Source organism: Ruegeria sp. G10, assembly GCF_056533645.1.
In genome coordinates, this window is the sequence record NZ_JBQFOQ010000008.1 from 26502 (window position 1) to 43282 (window position 16781).

The following is a 16781-nucleotide window of genomic DNA, read 5'->3' on the forward strand; positions in this document are numbered from 1 at the left end:
TCCAGGGAGGAGAACAAGCAATGCCCAAAGACAGTGGCATCGGAGCCAGTTCCAAGCGGCGCGAGGACGTACGCTTTCTGACCGGAGCTGGCAATTATACCGACGACATCAACGTGGCCGGACAGGCCTATGTCCATTTCCTGCGCTCGGATATCGCGCATGGACGTTTGAAAAGCGTAGATACATCAGCGGCTGAGGCGATGCCCGGCGTGGTCAAGGTGTTCACCGGCAAGGATTTCGAAGGCGTGGGCGGCATGCCCTGCGGCTGGGAGGTGACGGACAAGCACGGCGCGCCGATGCAGGAGCCGCCGCACCCCATTCTGGCCCAGGGCAAGGTGCGCCATGTGGGCGATCCCATTGCCGCCGTTGTGGCCGATAGCCTGGAACAGGCGCGCGACGCGGCCGAGGCGATCGAGGTGGACATCGAAGAACTGCCCGCAGTGATGGACATGAAGGCCGCCGCACAAGAGGGCGCAACGCTGGTCCATGACGATCTGAAGAACAACATCTGCTATGACTGGCAGCTGGGTGAGGCCGATGATGCCAAGGTCAACGAGGTCTTCGCGAATGCGGCCCATGTGACCACGCTGGATCTGGTGAACAACCGTCTGGTCGCCAACCCGATGGAGCCGCGCGTGGCGGTGGGTGAGTACAAGCGTGGCACGGATGAGTACACGCTTTATACGACCTCGCAGAACCCGCATGTGATCCGCCTGCTGATGTGCGCCTTTGTTCTGGGCCTGCCCGAGCATAAGGTCCGCGTGGTGGCCCCGGATGTGGGTGGCGGTTTTGGCACCAAGATCTTCCACTATGCGGAGGAGGCGTTCTGTACCTTCGCCGCCAAGGCCTGCAACCGGCCTGTGAAGTGGACCTCGAGCCGGTCCGAGGCGTTCATGTCGGACGCCCATGGCCGGGATCATGTCAGCAAAATCGAACTGGCGCTGGATGCAGACAATAACTTCATCGGGTTGCGGACCAATACCTACGCGAACCTTGGGGCGTATCTGTCGACCTTCTCCAGCTCCGTGCCCACATGGCTGCACGGCACGCTGATGGCAGGCAACTACAAGACGCCGGTCATTCAGGTGAATGTGAAGGCGATGTTCACGAACACGGTGCCGGTGGATGCCTATCGCGGTGCGGGCCGGCCCGAGGCGACGTTCCAGTTGGAACGCGTGGTGGACAAGGCCGCGCGTGAGCTGGGCGTCGATCCGATTGCGCTTCGCCGTCAGAACTTTGTCACCCAGTTCCCTTATGACACGCCGGTGGCACTGACCTATGACACCGGGGATTACAACGGGACCATGGACAAGCTGGAGGCTGCTGCCGATCTGGCAGGCTTTGCCGCCCGCCGGGCGCAAAGCGAGGCCAATGGCAAGCTGAGGGGCCTGGGCATCAACTGCTATATTGAGGCCTGCGGCATTGCGCCCTCGAACATCGTTGGCATGCTGGGGGCCCGGGCGGGTCTTTATGATGCGGCGACCGTGCGGGTGAACGCCACCGGCTCGATCAGTGTCATGGTCGGCGCGCACAGCCACGGGCAGGGGCATGAGACCGCCTTCCCGCAGGTTGTGGCCGACATGATCGGCATCGACGAGTCGATGGTCGAGATCGTGCATGGCGACACCTCGAAGATCCCGTTTGGCATGGGCACCTATGGCTCGCGTTCGCTGGCCGTTTGTGGTTCGGCCATGGTCAAGGCGACCGAGAAGGTGATCGACAAGGCCAAGAAGATCGCCGCCCACCTGCTGGAGGCCTCCGAGGCGGATATCGAGCTGAAGGACGGTCAGTTCAGCGTGGCAGGCACCGACAAGTCGGTGGCCTGGGGCGATGTGACCCTGACGGCCTATGTGCCGCATAACTTCCCGCTGGAAGTGGAGCCGGGGCTGGAGGAGACCGCGTTTTACGACCCGGCCAACTTCACCTTCCCCTCGGGCGCTTATGCCTGCGAGGTCGAGGTTGACCCCGAGACCGGTCAGGTCAGTATCGAGGCCTTCACGGCGGCCGATGACTTTGGCAACATCGTCAATCCGATGATCGTGGATGGTCAGGTGCATGGCGGTATTGGTCAGGGCATCGGTCAGGCGCTGCTGGAGAACTGCGCCTATGACGAGAATGGCCAGTTGCTGAGTGCGTCCTTCATGGATTACGCCATGCCGCGCGCCGATGATGTGCCCTTCTACGGCGTGGATCATTCCAGCCAGACGCCCTGCACGCATAACCCGTTGGGTGTGAAGGGCTGTGGTGAGGCCGGGGCCATTGGCTCACCGCCGGCTGTGGTCAATGCGGTGCTGGATGCGCTGAATTCGGGCGGCAAGGCGGTGGATCACATCGACATGCCGATGAGCCCTTCGCGCGTCTGGGCGGCGATGAATAGCTGAGTTGGAGAGGGCGGACCGGGGGCCAGCCCCCGGACCCCCGGGATATTTATAGCCAGATGAAGAACGGATCCGTGTTCTTCGGAAAGGAAATGCGAAATGTACAGTTTCGAGTTTGAGAAGCCCTCGAACATTGCGGATGCGGTTGCCGCATTGGGGGCTGAGGATGCGCAGGCGTTGGGGGGTGGTCAGACACTGATCCCAACGCTGAAGCAGCGATTGGCGGCGCCGTCGGTGCTGGTCAGCGTGAGCGGGATTGCTGAGATGCAGGGTGTCTGTATCGAAGATGACGGCTCGGTCGCGATTGGTGGAGCGACGACTCATGCCACCGTGGCGCGCGAAGCGGCGAGCGCTTATCCGGCGCTGGCGGCGCTGGCGGGTCAGATCGGTGATCCGGCGGTGCGCAACCGCGGCACCATTGGCGGGTCGGTGGCCAACAATGATCCGGCGGCCTGTTATCCGGCGGGGGTTCTGGGCTCGGGTGCGACTATCGTGACCAACGCGCGGCAGATCGCGGCGGATGACTTCTTTGAGGGCATGTTCGCGACCGCACTGGATGAGGGCGAGATCATCACCTCGGTCCGGTTCCCGGTGCCACAGGCGGCGAGCTATCAGAAGTTCTTGCAGCCTGCGTCGCGCTTTGCCTTGGTTGGTGTGTACGTGGCGCGCTTTGCGGATGGTGTCCGTGTCGCTGTCACCGGTGCCAGCGAAGACGGCGTGTTCCGGTGGTCCGAAGCAGAGGCGGCGCTGAGCAAGGAGTTCCGCCCGGATGCGCTCATGGGGCTGCATATCAATCCGATGAACATGATCGCCGACCTGCATGGCAGCAAGGATTACCGTGCTCATCTTGTCAGTGTCATGACGAAACGCGCTGTCGAAGCCTGTTCGTAATCAAAGAAACAACAAGCTCAAAAGCCCCGGTTCTCCGGGGCTTTTTTTATGTGTTGCGAATTCTGGGTGGTTTTGAGGGTTGCCAATAGGCGCCGGTGTCTTCGCGGGCCTTCTGGTGGCGCTCGACCCGGTCACGCGCGGCGTGTCCACCGGCGGCAAAGAGATGACCCAGCAGACATTCAAGCACGGCCATGGCGCCGGTAAAACTTGTGAGATGATGTTGCGTGCGAGTGCTGACCTGCAGGACAAGATCGGGGTCTACGCCCGGCGCGATGATCTTGCTGTCTGACAGAAGCACAATTCGAGTGCCCCGGTCACGGGCAAAACGGAGGGCCCGGATCGTGTCTGCCGAGTAGGGCTGAACCGTCAACGCGAACAGACAATCGCTTGAATCTGCATCGAGCAAGTCATCGATCGCGGTGCCCATGTGCCTTGGGATCAGTTGAAAGCCAGGATGCGCCATCCGCCCTGCATAGTGAAAGTAATAGGCCAATGCATAGCTGGCGCGGGTCGCCGTAATGAAACAGCGATTTGCGGACAGCATAAGGTCCAGCGCACGTTCAACCACGGCCGGCTCCATCAGTCGCAGCGACCGGGTCACTACGTTCAGTTCGTTCTGGGCGTATCCCGCCTGGGCTGCGCTGAGGGCATCTTGTGCACGCATGTGATCCAGCCAGTCCTGTCCAAGACGATCTTCGCGGTCGGTGACCAGTGTCTGGCGGAAGGGTTTGCGGAAGGCGTCGAAACTGTCGAACCCCATCCGCTGCGCGAGCCGGACCAACACGTTCGAGCTTACGCCGATTTGTCGCGCTGTGTCGCGGATAGGGTCGAGCCCGAAGTCTCCGGGATGGTCGATGATGTATTTCGCAGCGGCCTGCATTTGTCGCGGTAGAGAGTCGATTTCGCGACGCAGGCGCTGCGTCAGAAAGGCAGGTGTGTTTTGCATGGTAAGAAGAAAACATATGTTATGAAAAAATGAAATTGAAAACACCAAGGTGCGGGATAAACCGGGCGCCAACTGTATGGGATACGAATATGCCTGAAGTCTTTTCCAGAGGCGAAGAGCGGCCTTATGTGCTGGTTGCGCCGAGCGGCGCGCGCCGGGGGCGGGCGGATCATCCGGCGCTGCCTGTCACAACGGATGAAATCGTTGGTACGGCACAGGCCTGTGCCACCGCCGGCGCGCATGGATTACATCTGCATGTGCGCGACAGCGCCGGAGCGCATTCGCTGGATGCGGGTCTGTACCTTGAGACGATGAGCGAATTGCGGCGCGTGGTGCCGCAGATGGACGTTCAGATCACCACCGAATCCGCGGGGCTATATGATGTGCCTGCGCAGTTGGAGTGTTTGCGTCTGGTGCGCCCGGACTGGGTGTCGATCGCAGTGCGCGAGATTGCACGATCGCCCGAACTGGCCTCCAGGGTCTATGCGCTGTGCGCCGATCAGGGGACACGGGTTCAGCATATCCTGTACGATTCGGCAGACGCCGCGCTTTTGGTGCGTTGGCAAGGATCTGGAATCGTGGGCGAAAATCAGTCCGACCGTCTTTTGGTGCTTGGTCGGTACGCCACTGGTCAGCAATCGCTGCCCAGCGATCTGGACAGATTCCCGGACTGCCCGGATCGATGGATGGTCTGCGCTTTTGGTCGACAGGAACATCTATGTCTGGAGTATGCTGCGCAGCGCGGTGGTGATGTCCGGGTGGGGTTTGAAAACAGCCTGACTCGTGGGGATGGGACCGATTGGATAGACAATGCTGCCTCGGTGTCGGCGCTGGTCTCGCAGCTTAAGAGGATCGAAAAATGAGCCATATTTTTCCGCGTCATACGAAATCCGAACTGCCTGTCGCCGTAGCGGGGGACGGGTGTTATCTGATTGATGGGGACGGTCGGCGTTATCTGGATTGCGGCGATGCGGCGGTGTCGTGCTTGGGCCATTCCAATGACGCGGTGATCAAAGCTGTGCAGGACCAGGTTGGGCAGATCGCGTTTGCGCATACCGGTTTCATGACTTCAGAACCCGCTGAGGCGTTGGCCGATCTGCTCATCCAGAATGCTCCGGGCGATTTAGATCGGGTTTACTTCGTGTCGGGCGGATCCGAGGCGACCGAGGCTGCGATCAAACTGGCGCGGCAATATTTTCTGGAGACCGGTCAGCCCGAGCGTCGTCTCGTTATCGCACGTCGGCAGAGCTATCATGGCAACACTCTGGGCGCTCTGTCCGCCGGGGGCAATGCGTGGCGACGGGCGCAATTTGCGCCAATGCTGATCGAGATGACGCATATCGCGCCCTGTTATGAATATGCCGAGAAGCCCGATGAAGAGAGCAGCTTTGACTATGGTCAGCGTGTCGCCAATGAACTTGAGACCGAAATTCTGCGTCTGGGTCCCGAGACGGTGATGGCGTTCATGGCCGAACCTGTGGTCGGCGCAACGCTCGGTGCGGTTCCGGCGGTCGAGGGGTATTTCAGCCGGATTCGCGAGATTTGTGACCAGTACGGCGTGTTGCTGATTCTGGACGAGGTGATGTGTGGAATGGGGCGTACCGGGCATCTGTTTGCTTGCGACCATGATGGCGTCGTGCCCGATATTCTGTGTATCGCCAAGGGCTTGGGGGCTGGATATCAGCCGATCGGTGCGATGTTGTGTGCGGGCCGGATCTACGACGCGATCCGGGATGGGACGGGGTTTTTCCAGCATGGCCATACCTATATCGGCCACCCGGTCGCGACGGCGGCGGCTCTGGCGGTTGTGACAGAACTGACTAAAAAGGACCTGCCTGCGCATGCGGGGCAGATGGGTGAGAAACTGCAGTCGGCCCTGATCGCGGCCTTTGGTCAGCATCCGAATGTTGGGGATATCCGCGGGCGTGGCCTGTTTCGCGGGCTGGAACTGGTTGCGGATCGCGAGACGAAGGCCCCGTTTGACCCGGCGCTTGGCGTCGCAGGCAAGATCAAGAAAGCGGCCTTTGCCGAAGGGCTGATCTGTTACCCAATGTCCGGCACCCGCGACGGGCGGCAGGGCGATCACATCCTGCTGGCGCCTCCGTTCATCATCGAAGACGCGCAAATTGATGAATTGGTCTCGAAACTGGGGCGCGCGATGGCACGTGTGATCTGACAATGCCGTGACAGGTCTTTCGGCGTGGGCCTGACTGTTTAGGTTTGTCCTATTGAAGGCGTCGAAAGGCCATACGCATGGTGCAAGATATCTGGTCCAGTTTCCGGGGTTTGCCGCTTTGGGTGCAGGCTTGGGTCGCGGTCATTCTCGTACCGGTAAACCTGATGCCGCTGGCTTTTGTCGATCAACCCTATGGCTGGGCGATCGCTGCGCTGGCGGTCATGGGCATGGCGCTGAACATACCCATCATGCTGGCCGCGCGTGGCATGTCTCGGGCGATGGCGTTACCTCACATCCTGTGTTGGGTGCCATTGGTGGCGCTGGCAGTCCATGTGCTGCAAAGCGGGGGTGATCTGCACCCCGCGTATCGCGTTGCACTGATACTGTTGATTGTGGTCGACGTCATCTCGCTTGCGTTTGACATGCGGGACGCGCTCCTGTGGTTCAAGCACCGCCGGGCATGAAAAAAGGCCCCGGCCAGAGAGGCGGAGCCTTCGAAAGCGCTAAGATGAACGCTTATTTCTGCGGTAGAGGGCCGATCATCATGATCATCTGACGGCCTTCCATTTTCGGCATGTTCTCGACCTTGCCGATCTCTTTGATGTCTTCTGCCACGCGTTCCAGCAACTCACGTCCCAGATTCTGGTGCGCCATTTCGCGGCCACGGAAGCGCAGAGTGACTTTGACCTTGTCGCCCTTTTCCAGAAACTTGAAGACGTTCTTCATCTTGACGTCATAGTCATGTGTGTCGGTGTTTGGTCGGAATTTGACCTCTTTCACCTCAATGACCTTTTGCTTCTTGCGGGCTTCGCTTTCGCGTTTCTGCTGTTCGTACTTGAACTTGCCAAAATCCATGATCTTGCAGACCGGCGGGTTCGCGTTGGGCGAGATCTCGACCAGGTCGAGCCCGGCTTCGGCGGCAAGTTGCATGGCTTTGGCGGGATGAACCACCCCGACGTTATCTCCGTCAGCGCCAATCAGGCGGATTTCGGGGGCACGGATTCTGTCATTGACGCGCGGTCCGGTGTCTCTTTGTGGCGGCGCGTTGTGAGGTCTGCGAGCTATGGGTTCATTCCTTTGATAATTGCAGAATTTCGAGCCCGGAATTTAGACCGGGCTGACAGGTGTTTCAAGCGGCATAAATCGCAGGCCGCATGAAATTTCCATGAATTCCGGTCGTTTTTGCCGGTCAGCCGTTCAATGCCGGGACCGACAAACCCGATCAACCGACAAACGCCTTCTCGATCACGAACTCCTTGGGTTCGGAATTTGCACCTTCGCGCAGGCCGTACTCCTCAAGAATTTCCTTTATGTCGAGGTTGAAAGCCAGCGAGCCGCACACCATCGCACGATCGGTTTCGGGTTTGATGCCGCCGTCGATTCCCAGATCGGCAAAGACTGTGCCGTCTTTCAACAGGTTGGTGATGCGGCCCATCTTGGGGCTCTCTTCCCGCGTCGTGGTCGGGTAATAGCGGATCTTGTCCGCGAAACCTTCGCCGATCAGTTCGGCCAGCAGTTCATCCTGACGGACGCTCTCGATCAACTGGCGGCCATACTCCAACTCGGCCACCTCACGGCAGGTATGGGTGATGATGACCTCGTCATAATCTTCGTAGGTCTGCGGTTCGCGCAGCAGCGATGCGAATGGCGCAAAGCCGGTGCCGGTGGCGAAGAACCACAGGCGCTTACCGGGCAGAAGGGCGTCATGGACCAGCGTGCCAACAGGCTTGGGCCGCAAGATGATCTGATCGCCGGGTTTGATGTGTTGCAGTTTTGAGGTCAGCGGACCGTCCTGCACCTTGATCGAGTAGAACTCCAGCTCTTCGTCCCAGGACGGCGAGGCGATGGAATAGGCGCGCAACAAGGGCTTTTGGCGACCGGTTTTGGGATCAGGATCGCCCATCAGGCCGATCATGACGAATTCGCCCGAACGGAAGCGCAACGAAGCCGGGCGCGTGACCTTGAAGGAAAACAGGCTTTCGGTCCAATGCTTGACGTCCGTTACGGTCTGGGCATCGGGCAGAACGGGGGCCTTGACGGCAGTTGCTTCGGTCACGGGCTTCATCTCTGTCATCGTTTCACTACCGGTCTGCTAAACCGACATCTCCGTTTAATCTTTGATCCAAGTCACGAAAAGGGGCAGATTGCCCCTATGTCGTGAAAGCTTGCGCAGTTTGTGTCAGCCGCGCAGGCGGGCCTGATAGTTGTTGTCTTGCCAGTTTGCACGTGCAAGCCACTGATCTTCCGGCTGGCGATTGGCCAGCGCATGGTCGATCTCGACCTCGTCAAAGCCGCTGCGACGCGCCATGGCATATTGGTCAGCCAGAACGTGCCCCTTGGCGCGCAGACGACCGGTGTAACCTTTCAGCCGCAAAACGCGAGCGATGGTGAAACCACGCCCATCGGCGGACGAGGGAAAGTCCACCCGCACCATCTGGGCGCTGCCCAGCCGATCAATCAGTTCATCCGGATCAGTGTCCGAGGTCACGTCCAGTGAAACGACATCATTAGCTGCGTCCTCAAGGGTGACATAGCCATCGGTCCAGTCATCGGGGGCGAACCCCTCATCCGTTACGATTACGTTCATGATTTTTCTCCGACGCGCACCATCTTGCCGTCTACAAAATGGATGCCGCATTCTTCCTTGTTCTGATCGCGCCAGCGCCCGGCGCGTGGGTCTTCGCCCTCTTTGACCGGCGAGGTGCAGGGCGCACAACCGATCGAGGGGTAACCTTTGGCCACCAGCGGATGCCGGGGCAGGTTGTTTTCTTCCATATAGGCGCGCACGTCCTCGGGCGCCCAGTGGGCCAGCGGATTGACTTTGACGCGGCCGGTACCGTCCTCGACCTCAAAAAACTCAAGCGCTGCCCGGGTGCCCGACTGAAACCGCTTGCGCCCGCTGATCCAGCCGCAATAGCCCGACAGCGCCTGTTGTAGCGGAAAGGTCTTGCGCAGGTTGCAGCAGGCATCGGTATCGCGCAAATGCAGCGCGCCGTAGGGGTCTTCGCGCTGCACCTCTTCGTCGTCCGCGCGAATGATCTTGACGTTGCGCAGGCCCAAACGCTCGCTGACTTCTTGCTGATACTCAAGCGTCTCGGTAAACAGCATCTGGGTGTCGATGAACAGCACCGGCGTCATCTTGTCGACAACGGCGGCCATGTGCAGCAGCACCACCGATTCCGCCCCGAAGCTGGACACCAAAGCGAGGTCTTCGATCTCGTCGATGGCACCATGCATCACGTCATGCGCGCTGTGGTGCCGGAACCGGGCATTTAGCGCGTTGACCTGTTCGGTCAGTGCGCGTCTATCCCGGCCCAGTTCGGTCTGGATCAGATCAAGCGGCATTCGCCCGAGCCTCGGGGTAGAGTGCTGCCTTGAACGGAGCCATGCCGACGCGGCGGTAGGTCTGCAGGAACTCTTCCTCAGCGCTGTCACGCTGTTCTAGATAGGTGTTCACGATCCGCTCGACCGCCGGAACGATCTCATCATAGGCAAAGCCCGGACCGGTGCGATCGCCGATGGCCGCCGTTTCCGTCCCGTCGCCGCCCAGCGTGATCTGGTAGTTCTCGACGCCTGCGCGATCCAGACCAAGGATGCCGATATGGCCCACGTGGTGGTGCCCACAGGCATTGATGCAGCCCGAGATCTTGATCTTGAGGTGGCCGATATCGTGCTCCAACTTCAGATCGTCAAAGCGGGTCGCGATTTCCTGTGCAACGGGGATCGAGCGTGCCGTAGCTAGCGCGCAGTAATCCATGCCGGGGCAGGCGATGATATCGCTGATCAGACCGATATTGGCAGTCGCCAGTTGGTATTCCTTCAGCTTCGCGTGGATCGCGGGCAGGTCCGATTTGTGAACATGCGGCAGGATCACGTTCTGCTCATGGCTGATGCGCAGTTCGTCATAGGCGAATTGTTCGGCCAGATCAGCCATCACGCGCATCTGCTCAGCGGTTGCATCACCGGGTGTTGCGCCGTGCTTTTTGATCGAGATCGTGACGATCGCGTGGTCCGCGTTCTTGTGCGGCGCGATGTTGGTATCGACCCACGAGCGGAAGACCGGATCGTTGGTATAGGCGCTTTCAAACGACGCAACAGAACCTTCGCGGAAGGTGGGCGCAGCGAAGTGACCCTTGATCTCGTCCAGCAGCGCCATGTCGGCGCCTTTGAACTGCGGGCGGACCTGCAGGAAACGCTCGTTTACCTTGGCGCGGATGGCGTCGATGCCGTGTTCGTGCACGGTGATCTTGATCCGTGCCTTGTACTTGTTGTCACGGCGACCGATCTGGTTCCACACGGAAACGGTGGCCTCAAGATAGGCCAGCAGATCGTCAAAGGCGACGAAGTCGGACAGTTCTTTGCCGATCATCGGCGTGCGGCCCAGACCGCCACCCACGATGACGCGGGCACCCAGAACGCCGTCACGCTCGACCAGTTGTAGGCCGATGTCATGCGCTTTGATCACAGCACGGTCGTTTTCGCTGCCGGTGATGGCGATCTTGAACTTACGCGGCATGAACTGGAATTCCGGGTGATCGGTCGACCATTGGCGCAGCAATTCAGCATAGGGGCGCGGATCGGCGACTTCATCCGCGGCGGCACCGGCGAAGTGGTCGGCGGTCACGTTGCGGATGGTATTGCCCGAGGTCTGGATGGCGTGCATACCAACCTCGGCCAGCGCGTCCAGCATATCCGGCACGTCTTTCAGCTTGGGCCAGTTGTACTGGATGTTCTGACGGGTGGTGAAGTGGCCGTAACCCTTGTCCCACTTCTCGGCCAGCAGGGCCAGTTGGCGCATCTGCGCGCTGGACAGCGTGCCATAGGGAATAGCAACGCGCAGCATGTAGGCGTGCAGTTGCAGGTACAGCCCGTTCATCAGACGCAGCGGTTTGAATTCATCCTCGGTCAGCGATCCGTCAATGCGGCGCTCGACCTGTGCGCGGAATTGCGCATTGCGTTCTGCCAAAAATGCGGTGTCGAACTCGGAGTAGCGATACATGATGAGCTGTCCTTAGTTGCAGCCCCGAACCTTAGGGCCTTGAAGGTGGGAGAGAGCCTGAGATCAGGCTCGGGGCTGCGGGGAAGTTTCCTGTTTGCCGTGGGCATAGTTGGATGGGCCGGTACGGCGAAAATCTTCACGGAAATGAGCAGGCTCGGGACCATGATCGCCAGCTAAAGCGTCAGCGAGATAGGCCCCGACGATCTTGTTGGCCTGGCGTTCGGCATCCAGCAAGCGGAGCTGAGCGTGTGCCTCATCCGTGATCAACTCGGCCTCGGACAAGTTGCGCGACCAACGGTCGTCTTCGGTCAGGTAGATTACATCACCTTCCAGCAGGTCATTGGCTGTAACCACTTTGGGTGTAAAAGCGCGGGGCATCAGGCAAGGTCCTTGTTGTTGGCAGGCATCAGGGCAATGCCGTGGGAGGTGTTTGACTTAACCCGCAATATAGGAAATATTCCCGACAATTCGCCATATGTTGAATAAAATAAGAACGGATATTCTGCATGTTCGCGAACTAGAAGATCAGCGTTCTGCATTGAGGGAAAAATTGGAATGTCGGTGCGAATAGATGACACGGATAGGAAAATTCTGGCCGAGTTGCAACGGGATGCCAGTCAATCATTGGACGAAATTGCGGCTCGGGTCGGCAGTTCGAAAACGCCGGTTTGGAATCGCATTCGCAAACTGAAAGGGGCAGGTGTGATCGGCCAGCAGACCGTCTTGCTGGACGCCGAGGCTCTGGGATTCGAGGCGACCTTCTTTGTGCTGATCAGGACGTCCGAACATGAGGCCGATTGGCAGAAGAAGTTCCTGCAAGCCCTGCGGGATCGCCCTGAGGTGCAAGAAGCGCACAGGCTGGCAGGTGACATCGACTATATTCTGAAGGTCCGCGTTAAAAATGCCCGTGCCTACGATGCGTTTTATCAGGCTTTGATATCGGAGGTCCGCGTCCATAACGTAACCGCGTTGCTGTCGATGGAGGAGATTAAGTCGACAACAATGCTGCCTTTGGGTTCCTCTGGCGCGGCCTGAACTTTGGCAAAGGATGGGGGCGCTGCCCCCGTCGCGGCAAGCCGCGCCTCCCCCGGGATATTTTTGGCCAGATGAAGCAGGGGATCCAGTCTTCATCTGGCTCTAAATATCCCCGCCGGAGGCATCGCGCGACCAGCGCGATTTTGAGGCTCTAGATGCGCACATGCAGCGCGCTCAGGCAATGGAAGTGATAGCTGTTCGAATAGGAAGGTGCTTCTGCAAGGCTCAATTGCGGACATCTGTTGAGCAGGATTCGCAGTGCAGTTCCGATTTCGAGGCGCGCTAGCGGGGCGCCGACACAGAAATGGAGTCCTCCGCCGAAGCTGCTATTTGCTTTTACCGGCCTGGTCGGATCAAAGACGTCAGGTGCATTCCAGATCATCGGATCACGGTTGGCAGCACCCAGAAGCAATGCAACCTTGTCGCCGCGTGCAAACCGATGTCCGAAAGCTTCCACAGTTTCGTAGGCGTATCGTGTGAACATATGCAGTGGCGGGTCGAAGCGCAGGAGTTCTTCGACTGCCGTGTCCGTCATGTCATTTGGTTTCGGTGTGTCCTGCGCGTGGGTCGACAGGATTGTTTTGATGCCGTTGCCGATGGCATGAACAGTCGCTTCATGACCCGCATTGAGCAGCAGGATGCAGGTCGCGACGAGTTCCTGGTGCGAGAGCTTTTCGCCTTGCGCCTCGGCTGCTATCAACCGGGTGATCAGATCGTCGCGCCGGTCGTGGCGGCGCGTTGTGATATACCCTTCGATGAAATCCGTGAACTCAGCCGCTGCGCGCGCTGCGGCATGCTCGGTCTGATAGGTGCGGCCAGCCTGATACATCGCGACCATGGCGTGCGACCACTCCAGGAGTTGCGGTGCCATGTGTTCGGGGGCGCCCAGCAGCCGGCAAATCGTCTGCACCGGCACTTGTGTGCAATAGGCTGGCAGCAGATCGAATTGGTCGGAAGGGAATTTGTCGATCAAATCGTGGCACAAGGTTTCGATCGCGGGAGTAAGGGCTGCGATGGCGCGAGATGTGAACGCCCGCAGCACCAGTGCGCGCAGACGGGTATGGCGTGGCGGCTCGAGCTCGAGCATCGAATGAGCTTCGACCGCGCGCCATGGCGCGAGGTGCTCGGGGTCGGGTTGGACCAGTTCGGGTGGCATCTCGCGCCCGAAGCGCCGATCTTTCAGCAGCGCCTGTACCGCCCGGTGCGAGACAGCTGCAACCATCTCGTAGTCCTCCCAGAAGAAAAGATCGCCGTATTCTCGCGCGGTATCGTAGAAGGGATAGGGGTTTTGGACGAAGCCGGGCTCGGTCGGGGATTGTGACAGTGTCTTCATGATGCGCAGACTTGCCATGGGTCGCTGTGAATGCAAGACCCTAAGAGATGCAACGGATTTGGCTTATCGTTGGTTTCCTGTGTGCTGTCGCCGCGCTGTCGACAGCGATCTGGACGTATGGCTATCGTCAGGCGTTAACGCAACTCAGTCAGCAGGCCGAGGCCGATCTGGAACTGGCGGCGGACCGTCTGAGCACGCAGATGCAGGTCTATCAGGAGGTTGCTGTCCTGATGGCCGAGCATCCGGCATTACGCACCCTTGAGACTGACGCGCAAAAACAGGCGGCCCAGTCGATACTGCTGGACGTGGCCGACAAGACGGCGGCAATCAACGTTGTCTATCTGGACACCGACGGTCAGGTTCTGGTGTCAGCGCAACCTGTTTCGCAGCGGGATATGACACGCCATCCGGCCTTTGAACGCGCGATGCAAGGTGCGTTGGGTAGCGCACATGGGGTGCTGCAAGACAGCGGCGACCGGATCTATACCTACGTCGCTCCGGCGTTCGGCAGCGCAGGGCAAGTGGTTGGCGCGCTTATGGTCGTCGCCGATGTGCAAGACGTCGAGCAAACCTGGCGGGGCAGCACCGAAGCTGTGTTCTTTATCGATGCAAACGGGGTTGTTTTTATTTCGAACCGTTCGGACCTGTTGTTCTGGCAGCGTTTGAACGGGCAGCAGGGATTGACGCCACCGGACGGAGCGTCGCTTGATTTTGCGTCAACGCGGGTCGGGGGGCATGAGTTGTGGCGGTTGGGTTGGGGGCGATACTTCCCACGCCGGGCGCTGCATCTGACGCTGGCTTTGCCGGTGATCGACATGACAGCTGAGGTTCTGGTGGATGTTGCGCCTGCGCGGCGTCTGGCCGGGCTGCAGACAGCAGCGGTGGCTGCGATCTGCTTTGCGTTTGGTGCGCTATTGTTCTTGGCGTCGGAGCGTCGCCGTACCTTGTCCGAAGCGAATGCCGTGCTGGAAAGCCGGGTGGCGCAACGTACGCGTGATCTGACGCTGGCCAACTCGGCACTCAGGCGCGAGGTGACCGAGCGGCAGGAGGCCGAAGCAGCGCTGAAACAGGCGCAGGCGGATCTGGTGCAGGCAGGCAAACTGAGCGCACTTGGGAAGATGTCCGCCGGGATCAGCCATGAGCTGAACCAGCCCCTTATGGCGATCCGCCAATTTGCGGACAATGGCTCGGCTTTTCTGGAGCGGGGGAAAGGCGAGAAAGCGGGCGAGAATCTGGGCCGGATCTCGGAAATGGCGGCGCGCATGGCGCGGATCATCAAGAACCTGCGGGCATTCGCGCGCAATGAAAGCGAGCCGATGGACTGTGTTGATCTGGTGCAGGTGCTGAACGCGGCAGTGGAATTGACCGAGCCCCGGCTGCGGGACGAGGATATAGCTTTGGACTGGTCGCCACCCGATACTGCGGTTTTCGCCTGGGGGGGCGAGGTGCGGTTGGGACAGGTGTTTGTGAACCTGATCAACAACGCGGCGGATGCGATGGCGGATCAGGACGTCCGCCGGATATCGATCCGCCTCTCCAAGGGGACGCGCATTCGTGTGTCGGTGCGCGACACCGGACCGGGTATCGCCGATCCTGACCGGGTGTTCGAGCCGTTCTATACGACCAAAACCGTAGGAAGCTCGGAAGGGATGGGGCTGGGCTTGTCGATCTCCTATGGCTTGGTGCAGAGCTTTGGGGGCGATATCCGGGGCATGAATACGCGGGACGGTGCCGAGTTTACCGTTGAGCTTGAACCATATGACAAGGACAAGGTCGCATGATCCGTAAAGTTCTTTTGGTGGATGACGACTCGGCTGTGCGCGAGGCCCTGGCCCAGACGCTGGAACTGGCCGAGTATGAGCCGGTCTCCGTAGGGTCTTTTGTGGCCGCGAAGGATCATATCCGGCGCGATTTTGAAGGTGTGATCGTTTCAGATATTCGGATGCCGGGCCGCGACGGATTTCACCTGCTGAGCTATGCGCGCGAAGTAGACCCTGAGCTGCCAGTGGTTTTGCTGACCGGCGAGGGCGATATTCCGATGGCGGTGCAGGCGATGGGGCAGGGCGCCTTCGACTTTCTAGAAAAACCGTGTGCCGCCGCTGATCTGTTGTCGGTTCTTGAACGAGCAATCGGCGTACGTGCTGAAACTGTGGCGTTGCGCCAGCAAAGAAGCGAGCTTGAACGCGGTGACCCTGCGGCCCGGATGTTGTTTGGGCTGTCGGATCAGGCCGAAGCCCTGCGCGAACGTGTACGCGTTGTGGCACGGACCCGGGCCGAGGTTTTGGTGACCGGACCTGCGGGCAGCGGGATATCGAAAGTGGCAGAGGTGGTGCATCTGATGTCGCCGGTCGGGCAGGGACCGTTTGTAAAGCGACCCGCCGCTGGCCTGACATCCGAAGAATTGCGACAGGGATACGAGGATGCTTCGGGCGGGTCACTGTTTCTGGACGAGGTTTCGGCGTTGTCGGATGCAACGCAATACGCGACGCTCGAGTTGATCGAGCAGGGGGCGGATGCACGCATTATCGCCGGTACAACTGCGGATTTGTCCGATCTGGCGGCGCAGGGGCGGTTCAATGCGGATCTATTCTATCGCCTCGATGTTATGCGGGTGCGCATACCGTCGCTTTCTGAACGGCCCGAGGATATTCCGGTGATCTTCAGACACTATGTGGCACAGGCGGCCGAGCAGGCCGGGATCGCCGAGCCAGAGGTGACGCCCGAGCACCTTGCCTCGTTGATGGCGCAGGATTGGCCGGGTAATGCGCGCTCTCTTATGTCGGCGGCGATGCGTTTTGTCCTGGGCATGCCAGAGGATGTCGCCCAAGCCGCCGATCTGGGGCTAAGTGAGCAGTTGGCGCGGGTTGAGCGTTCCTTGTTGATTGCGGCTTTGGGGCGACACAATGGCAAGGCGGCCGAGGCGGCGAAGGCGCTGAAGCTGCCGCGCAAGACCTTTTATGATCGGCTGGCACGCTACAACATTCGGCCCGAGGATTATCGACGGTAACCGCCCTCTGCCGTTC

16 protein-coding genes are annotated in these 16781 nt (G+C 59.8%); 8 read left to right on the plus strand and 8 right to left on the minus strand.

The genetic code is table 11. The features are described from left to right. Nucleotides 1-20: 20 nt before the first annotated feature. Both ACR0KM_RS14055 and ACR0KM_RS14060 read left to right on the plus strand, forming a co-directional pair. Nucleotides 21-2381 carry a xanthine dehydrogenase family protein molybdopterin-binding subunit gene (locus ACR0KM_RS14055; RefSeq protein WP_480861639.1) on the plus strand — a complete coding sequence of 787 codons (2361 nt, stop codon included), beginning with the start codon at nt 21-23 and terminating at the stop codon, nt 2379-2381. A 96-nt stretch (nt 2382-2477) separates the two neighbouring features. After that, nucleotides 2478-3269 carry an FAD binding domain-containing protein gene (locus ACR0KM_RS14060; protein ID WP_480859528.1) on the plus strand — a complete coding sequence of 264 codons (792 nt, stop codon included), beginning with the start codon at nt 2478-2480 and terminating at the stop codon, nt 3267-3269. Between the two features lie 46 nt (nt 3270-3315). On the opposite strand, the gene ACR0KM_RS14065 is transcribed toward ACR0KM_RS14060, so the two are convergent. Then, nucleotides 3316-4215, minus strand: a complete 900-nt coding sequence (locus ACR0KM_RS14065) for a MurR/RpiR family transcriptional regulator (RefSeq protein WP_480821958.1) — start codon at nt 4213-4215, stop codon at nt 3316-3318. A gap of 89 nt (nt 4216-4304) precedes the next feature. Between ACR0KM_RS14065 and ACR0KM_RS14070 the strand changes: the two genes are divergently transcribed. The 3 genes from ACR0KM_RS14070 to ACR0KM_RS14080 all read left to right on the plus strand — a co-directional run bounded on the left by ACR0KM_RS14070 (nt 4305) and on the right by ACR0KM_RS14080 (nt 6855). Continuing rightward, on the plus strand, nt 4305-5078 hold the full coding sequence (locus ACR0KM_RS14070; RefSeq protein WP_480859526.1) for a beta-keto acid cleavage family enzyme: 774 nt from the start codon (nt 4305-4307) through the stop codon (nt 5076-5078). Further along, nucleotides 5075-6391 carry an aspartate aminotransferase family protein gene (locus ACR0KM_RS14075; RefSeq protein ID WP_480859524.1) on the plus strand — a complete coding sequence of 439 codons (1317 nt, stop codon included), beginning with the start codon at nt 5075-5077 and terminating at the stop codon, nt 6389-6391. The genes ACR0KM_RS14070 and ACR0KM_RS14075 overlap by 4 nt, the downstream gene beginning before the upstream one ends. A 77-nt stretch (nt 6392-6468) precedes the next feature. Further along, nucleotides 6469-6855, plus strand: coding sequence for a hypothetical protein (locus ACR0KM_RS14080; RefSeq protein ID WP_480821964.1), 387 nt, complete (start codon nt 6469-6471; stop codon nt 6853-6855). Between the two features lie 52 nt (nt 6856-6907). Here ACR0KM_RS14080 and infC read toward each other — a convergent pair whose 3' ends face one another. The 6 genes from infC to ACR0KM_RS14110 all read right to left on the minus strand — a co-directional run bounded on the left by infC (nt 6908) and on the right by ACR0KM_RS14110 (nt 11768). Beyond that, nucleotides 6908-7498 carry a translation initiation factor IF-3 gene (gene infC, locus ACR0KM_RS14085; RefSeq protein ID WP_480822411.1) on the minus strand — a complete coding sequence of 197 codons (591 nt, stop codon included), beginning with the start codon at nt 7496-7498 and terminating at the stop codon, nt 6908-6910. 115 nt (nt 7499-7613) lie between these two features. Next, a complete protein-coding gene (locus ACR0KM_RS14090; RefSeq protein ID WP_480821966.1) occupies nt 7614-8465 on the minus strand; it encodes a ferredoxin--NADP reductase in 852 nt (283 codons plus the stop codon). Nucleotides 8466-8570: 105 nt separating this feature from the next. After that, complete coding sequence (locus ACR0KM_RS14095; protein ID WP_480859522.1) at nt 8571-8978, minus strand: DUF934 domain-containing protein; 408 nt, start codon at nt 8976-8978, stop codon at nt 8571-8573. Next, nucleotides 8975-9736 carry a phosphoadenylyl-sulfate reductase gene (locus ACR0KM_RS14100; protein WP_480859520.1) on the minus strand — a complete coding sequence of 254 codons (762 nt, stop codon included), beginning with the start codon at nt 9734-9736 and terminating at the stop codon, nt 8975-8977. The genes ACR0KM_RS14095 and ACR0KM_RS14100 overlap by 4 nt, the downstream gene beginning before the upstream one ends. After that, nucleotides 9726-11390, minus strand: coding sequence for a nitrite/sulfite reductase (locus ACR0KM_RS14105; protein ID WP_480859518.1), 1665 nt, complete (start codon nt 11388-11390; stop codon nt 9726-9728). Before ACR0KM_RS14105 ends, ACR0KM_RS14100 begins: the two co-directional genes overlap by 11 nt. A 63-nt stretch (nt 11391-11453) precedes the next feature. Further along, nucleotides 11454-11768 (minus strand): DUF2849 domain-containing protein, encoded by a 315-nt coding sequence (locus ACR0KM_RS14110; protein ID WP_480821974.1) that lies wholly within the window; start codon nt 11766-11768, stop codon nt 11454-11456. A gap of 177 nt (nt 11769-11945) precedes the next feature. Here ACR0KM_RS14110 and ACR0KM_RS14115 point away from each other — a divergent pair, with 177 nt between their 5' ends. Further along, complete coding sequence (locus ACR0KM_RS14115) at nt 11946-12425, plus strand: Lrp/AsnC family transcriptional regulator (protein ID WP_480821976.1); 480 nt, start codon at nt 11946-11948, stop codon at nt 12423-12425. 151 nt (nt 12426-12576) lie between these two features. Here the strand turns inward: ACR0KM_RS14115 and ACR0KM_RS14120 are convergent, their stop codons facing one another. Next, nucleotides 12577-13758, minus strand: coding sequence for a cytochrome P450 (locus tag ACR0KM_RS14120; RefSeq protein WP_480859540.1), 1182 nt, complete (start codon nt 13756-13758; stop codon nt 12577-12579). Between the two features lie 47 nt (nt 13759-13805). On the opposite strand from ACR0KM_RS14120, the gene ACR0KM_RS14125 reads away from it, so the two are divergent. Both ACR0KM_RS14125 and ACR0KM_RS14130 read left to right on the plus strand, forming a co-directional pair. Beyond that, complete coding sequence (locus ACR0KM_RS14125; RefSeq protein ID WP_480859516.1) at nt 13806-15539, plus strand: sensor histidine kinase; 1734 nt, start codon at nt 13806-13808, stop codon at nt 15537-15539. Then, a complete protein-coding gene (locus tag ACR0KM_RS14130) occupies nt 15536-16765 on the plus strand; it encodes a sigma-54-dependent transcriptional regulator (protein ID WP_480859514.1) in 1230 nt (409 codons plus the stop codon). Before ACR0KM_RS14125 ends, ACR0KM_RS14130 begins: the two co-directional genes overlap by 4 nt. Nucleotides 16766-16781: the final 16 nt, after the last annotated feature.

Coding starts and splice junctions, on each gene's coding strand:
- ACR0KM_RS14055 (WP_480861639.1), top strand. CDS start 21: ATGCCCAAAGACAGTGGCATCGGAGCCAGTTCCAAGCGGCGCGAGGAC.
- ACR0KM_RS14060 (WP_480859528.1), top strand. CDS start 2,478: ATGTACAGTTTCGAGTTTGAGAAGCCCTCGAACATTGCGGATGCGGTT.
- ACR0KM_RS14065 (WP_480821958.1), bottom strand. CDS start 4,215: ATGCAAAACACACCTGCCTTTCTGACGCAGCGCCTGCGTCGCGAAATC.
- ACR0KM_RS14070 (WP_480859526.1), top strand. CDS start 4,305: ATGCCTGAAGTCTTTTCCAGAGGCGAAGAGCGGCCTTATGTGCTGGTT.
- ACR0KM_RS14075 (WP_480859524.1), top strand. CDS start 5,075: ATGAGCCATATTTTTCCGCGTCATACGAAATCCGAACTGCCTGTCGCC.
- ACR0KM_RS14080 (WP_480821964.1), top strand. CDS start 6,469: ATGGTGCAAGATATCTGGTCCAGTTTCCGGGGTTTGCCGCTTTGGGTG.
- ACR0KM_RS14090 (WP_480821966.1), bottom strand. CDS start 8,465: ATGACAGAGATGAAGCCCGTGACCGAAGCAACTGCCGTCAAGGCCCCC.
- ACR0KM_RS14095 (WP_480859522.1), bottom strand. CDS start 8,978: ATGAACGTAATCGTAACGGATGAGGGGTTCGCCCCCGATGACTGGACC.
- ACR0KM_RS14100 (WP_480859520.1), bottom strand. CDS start 9,736: ATGCCGCTTGATCTGATCCAGACCGAACTGGGCCGGGATAGACGCGCA.
- ACR0KM_RS14105 (WP_480859518.1), bottom strand. CDS start 11,390: ATGTATCGCTACTCCGAGTTCGACACCGCATTTTTGGCAGAACGCAAT.
- ACR0KM_RS14110 (WP_480821974.1), bottom strand. CDS start 11,768: ATGCCCCGCGCTTTTACACCCAAAGTGGTTACAGCCAATGACCTGCTG.
- ACR0KM_RS14115 (WP_480821976.1), top strand. CDS start 11,946: ATGTCGGTGCGAATAGATGACACGGATAGGAAAATTCTGGCCGAGTTG.
- ACR0KM_RS14120 (WP_480859540.1), bottom strand. CDS start 13,758: ATGAAGACACTGTCACAATCCCCGACCGAGCCCGGCTTCGTCCAAAAC.
- ACR0KM_RS14125 (WP_480859516.1), top strand. CDS start 13,806: ATGCAACGGATTTGGCTTATCGTTGGTTTCCTGTGTGCTGTCGCCGCG.
- ACR0KM_RS14130 (WP_480859514.1), top strand. CDS start 15,536: ATGATCCGTAAAGTTCTTTTGGTGGATGACGACTCGGCTGTGCGCGAG.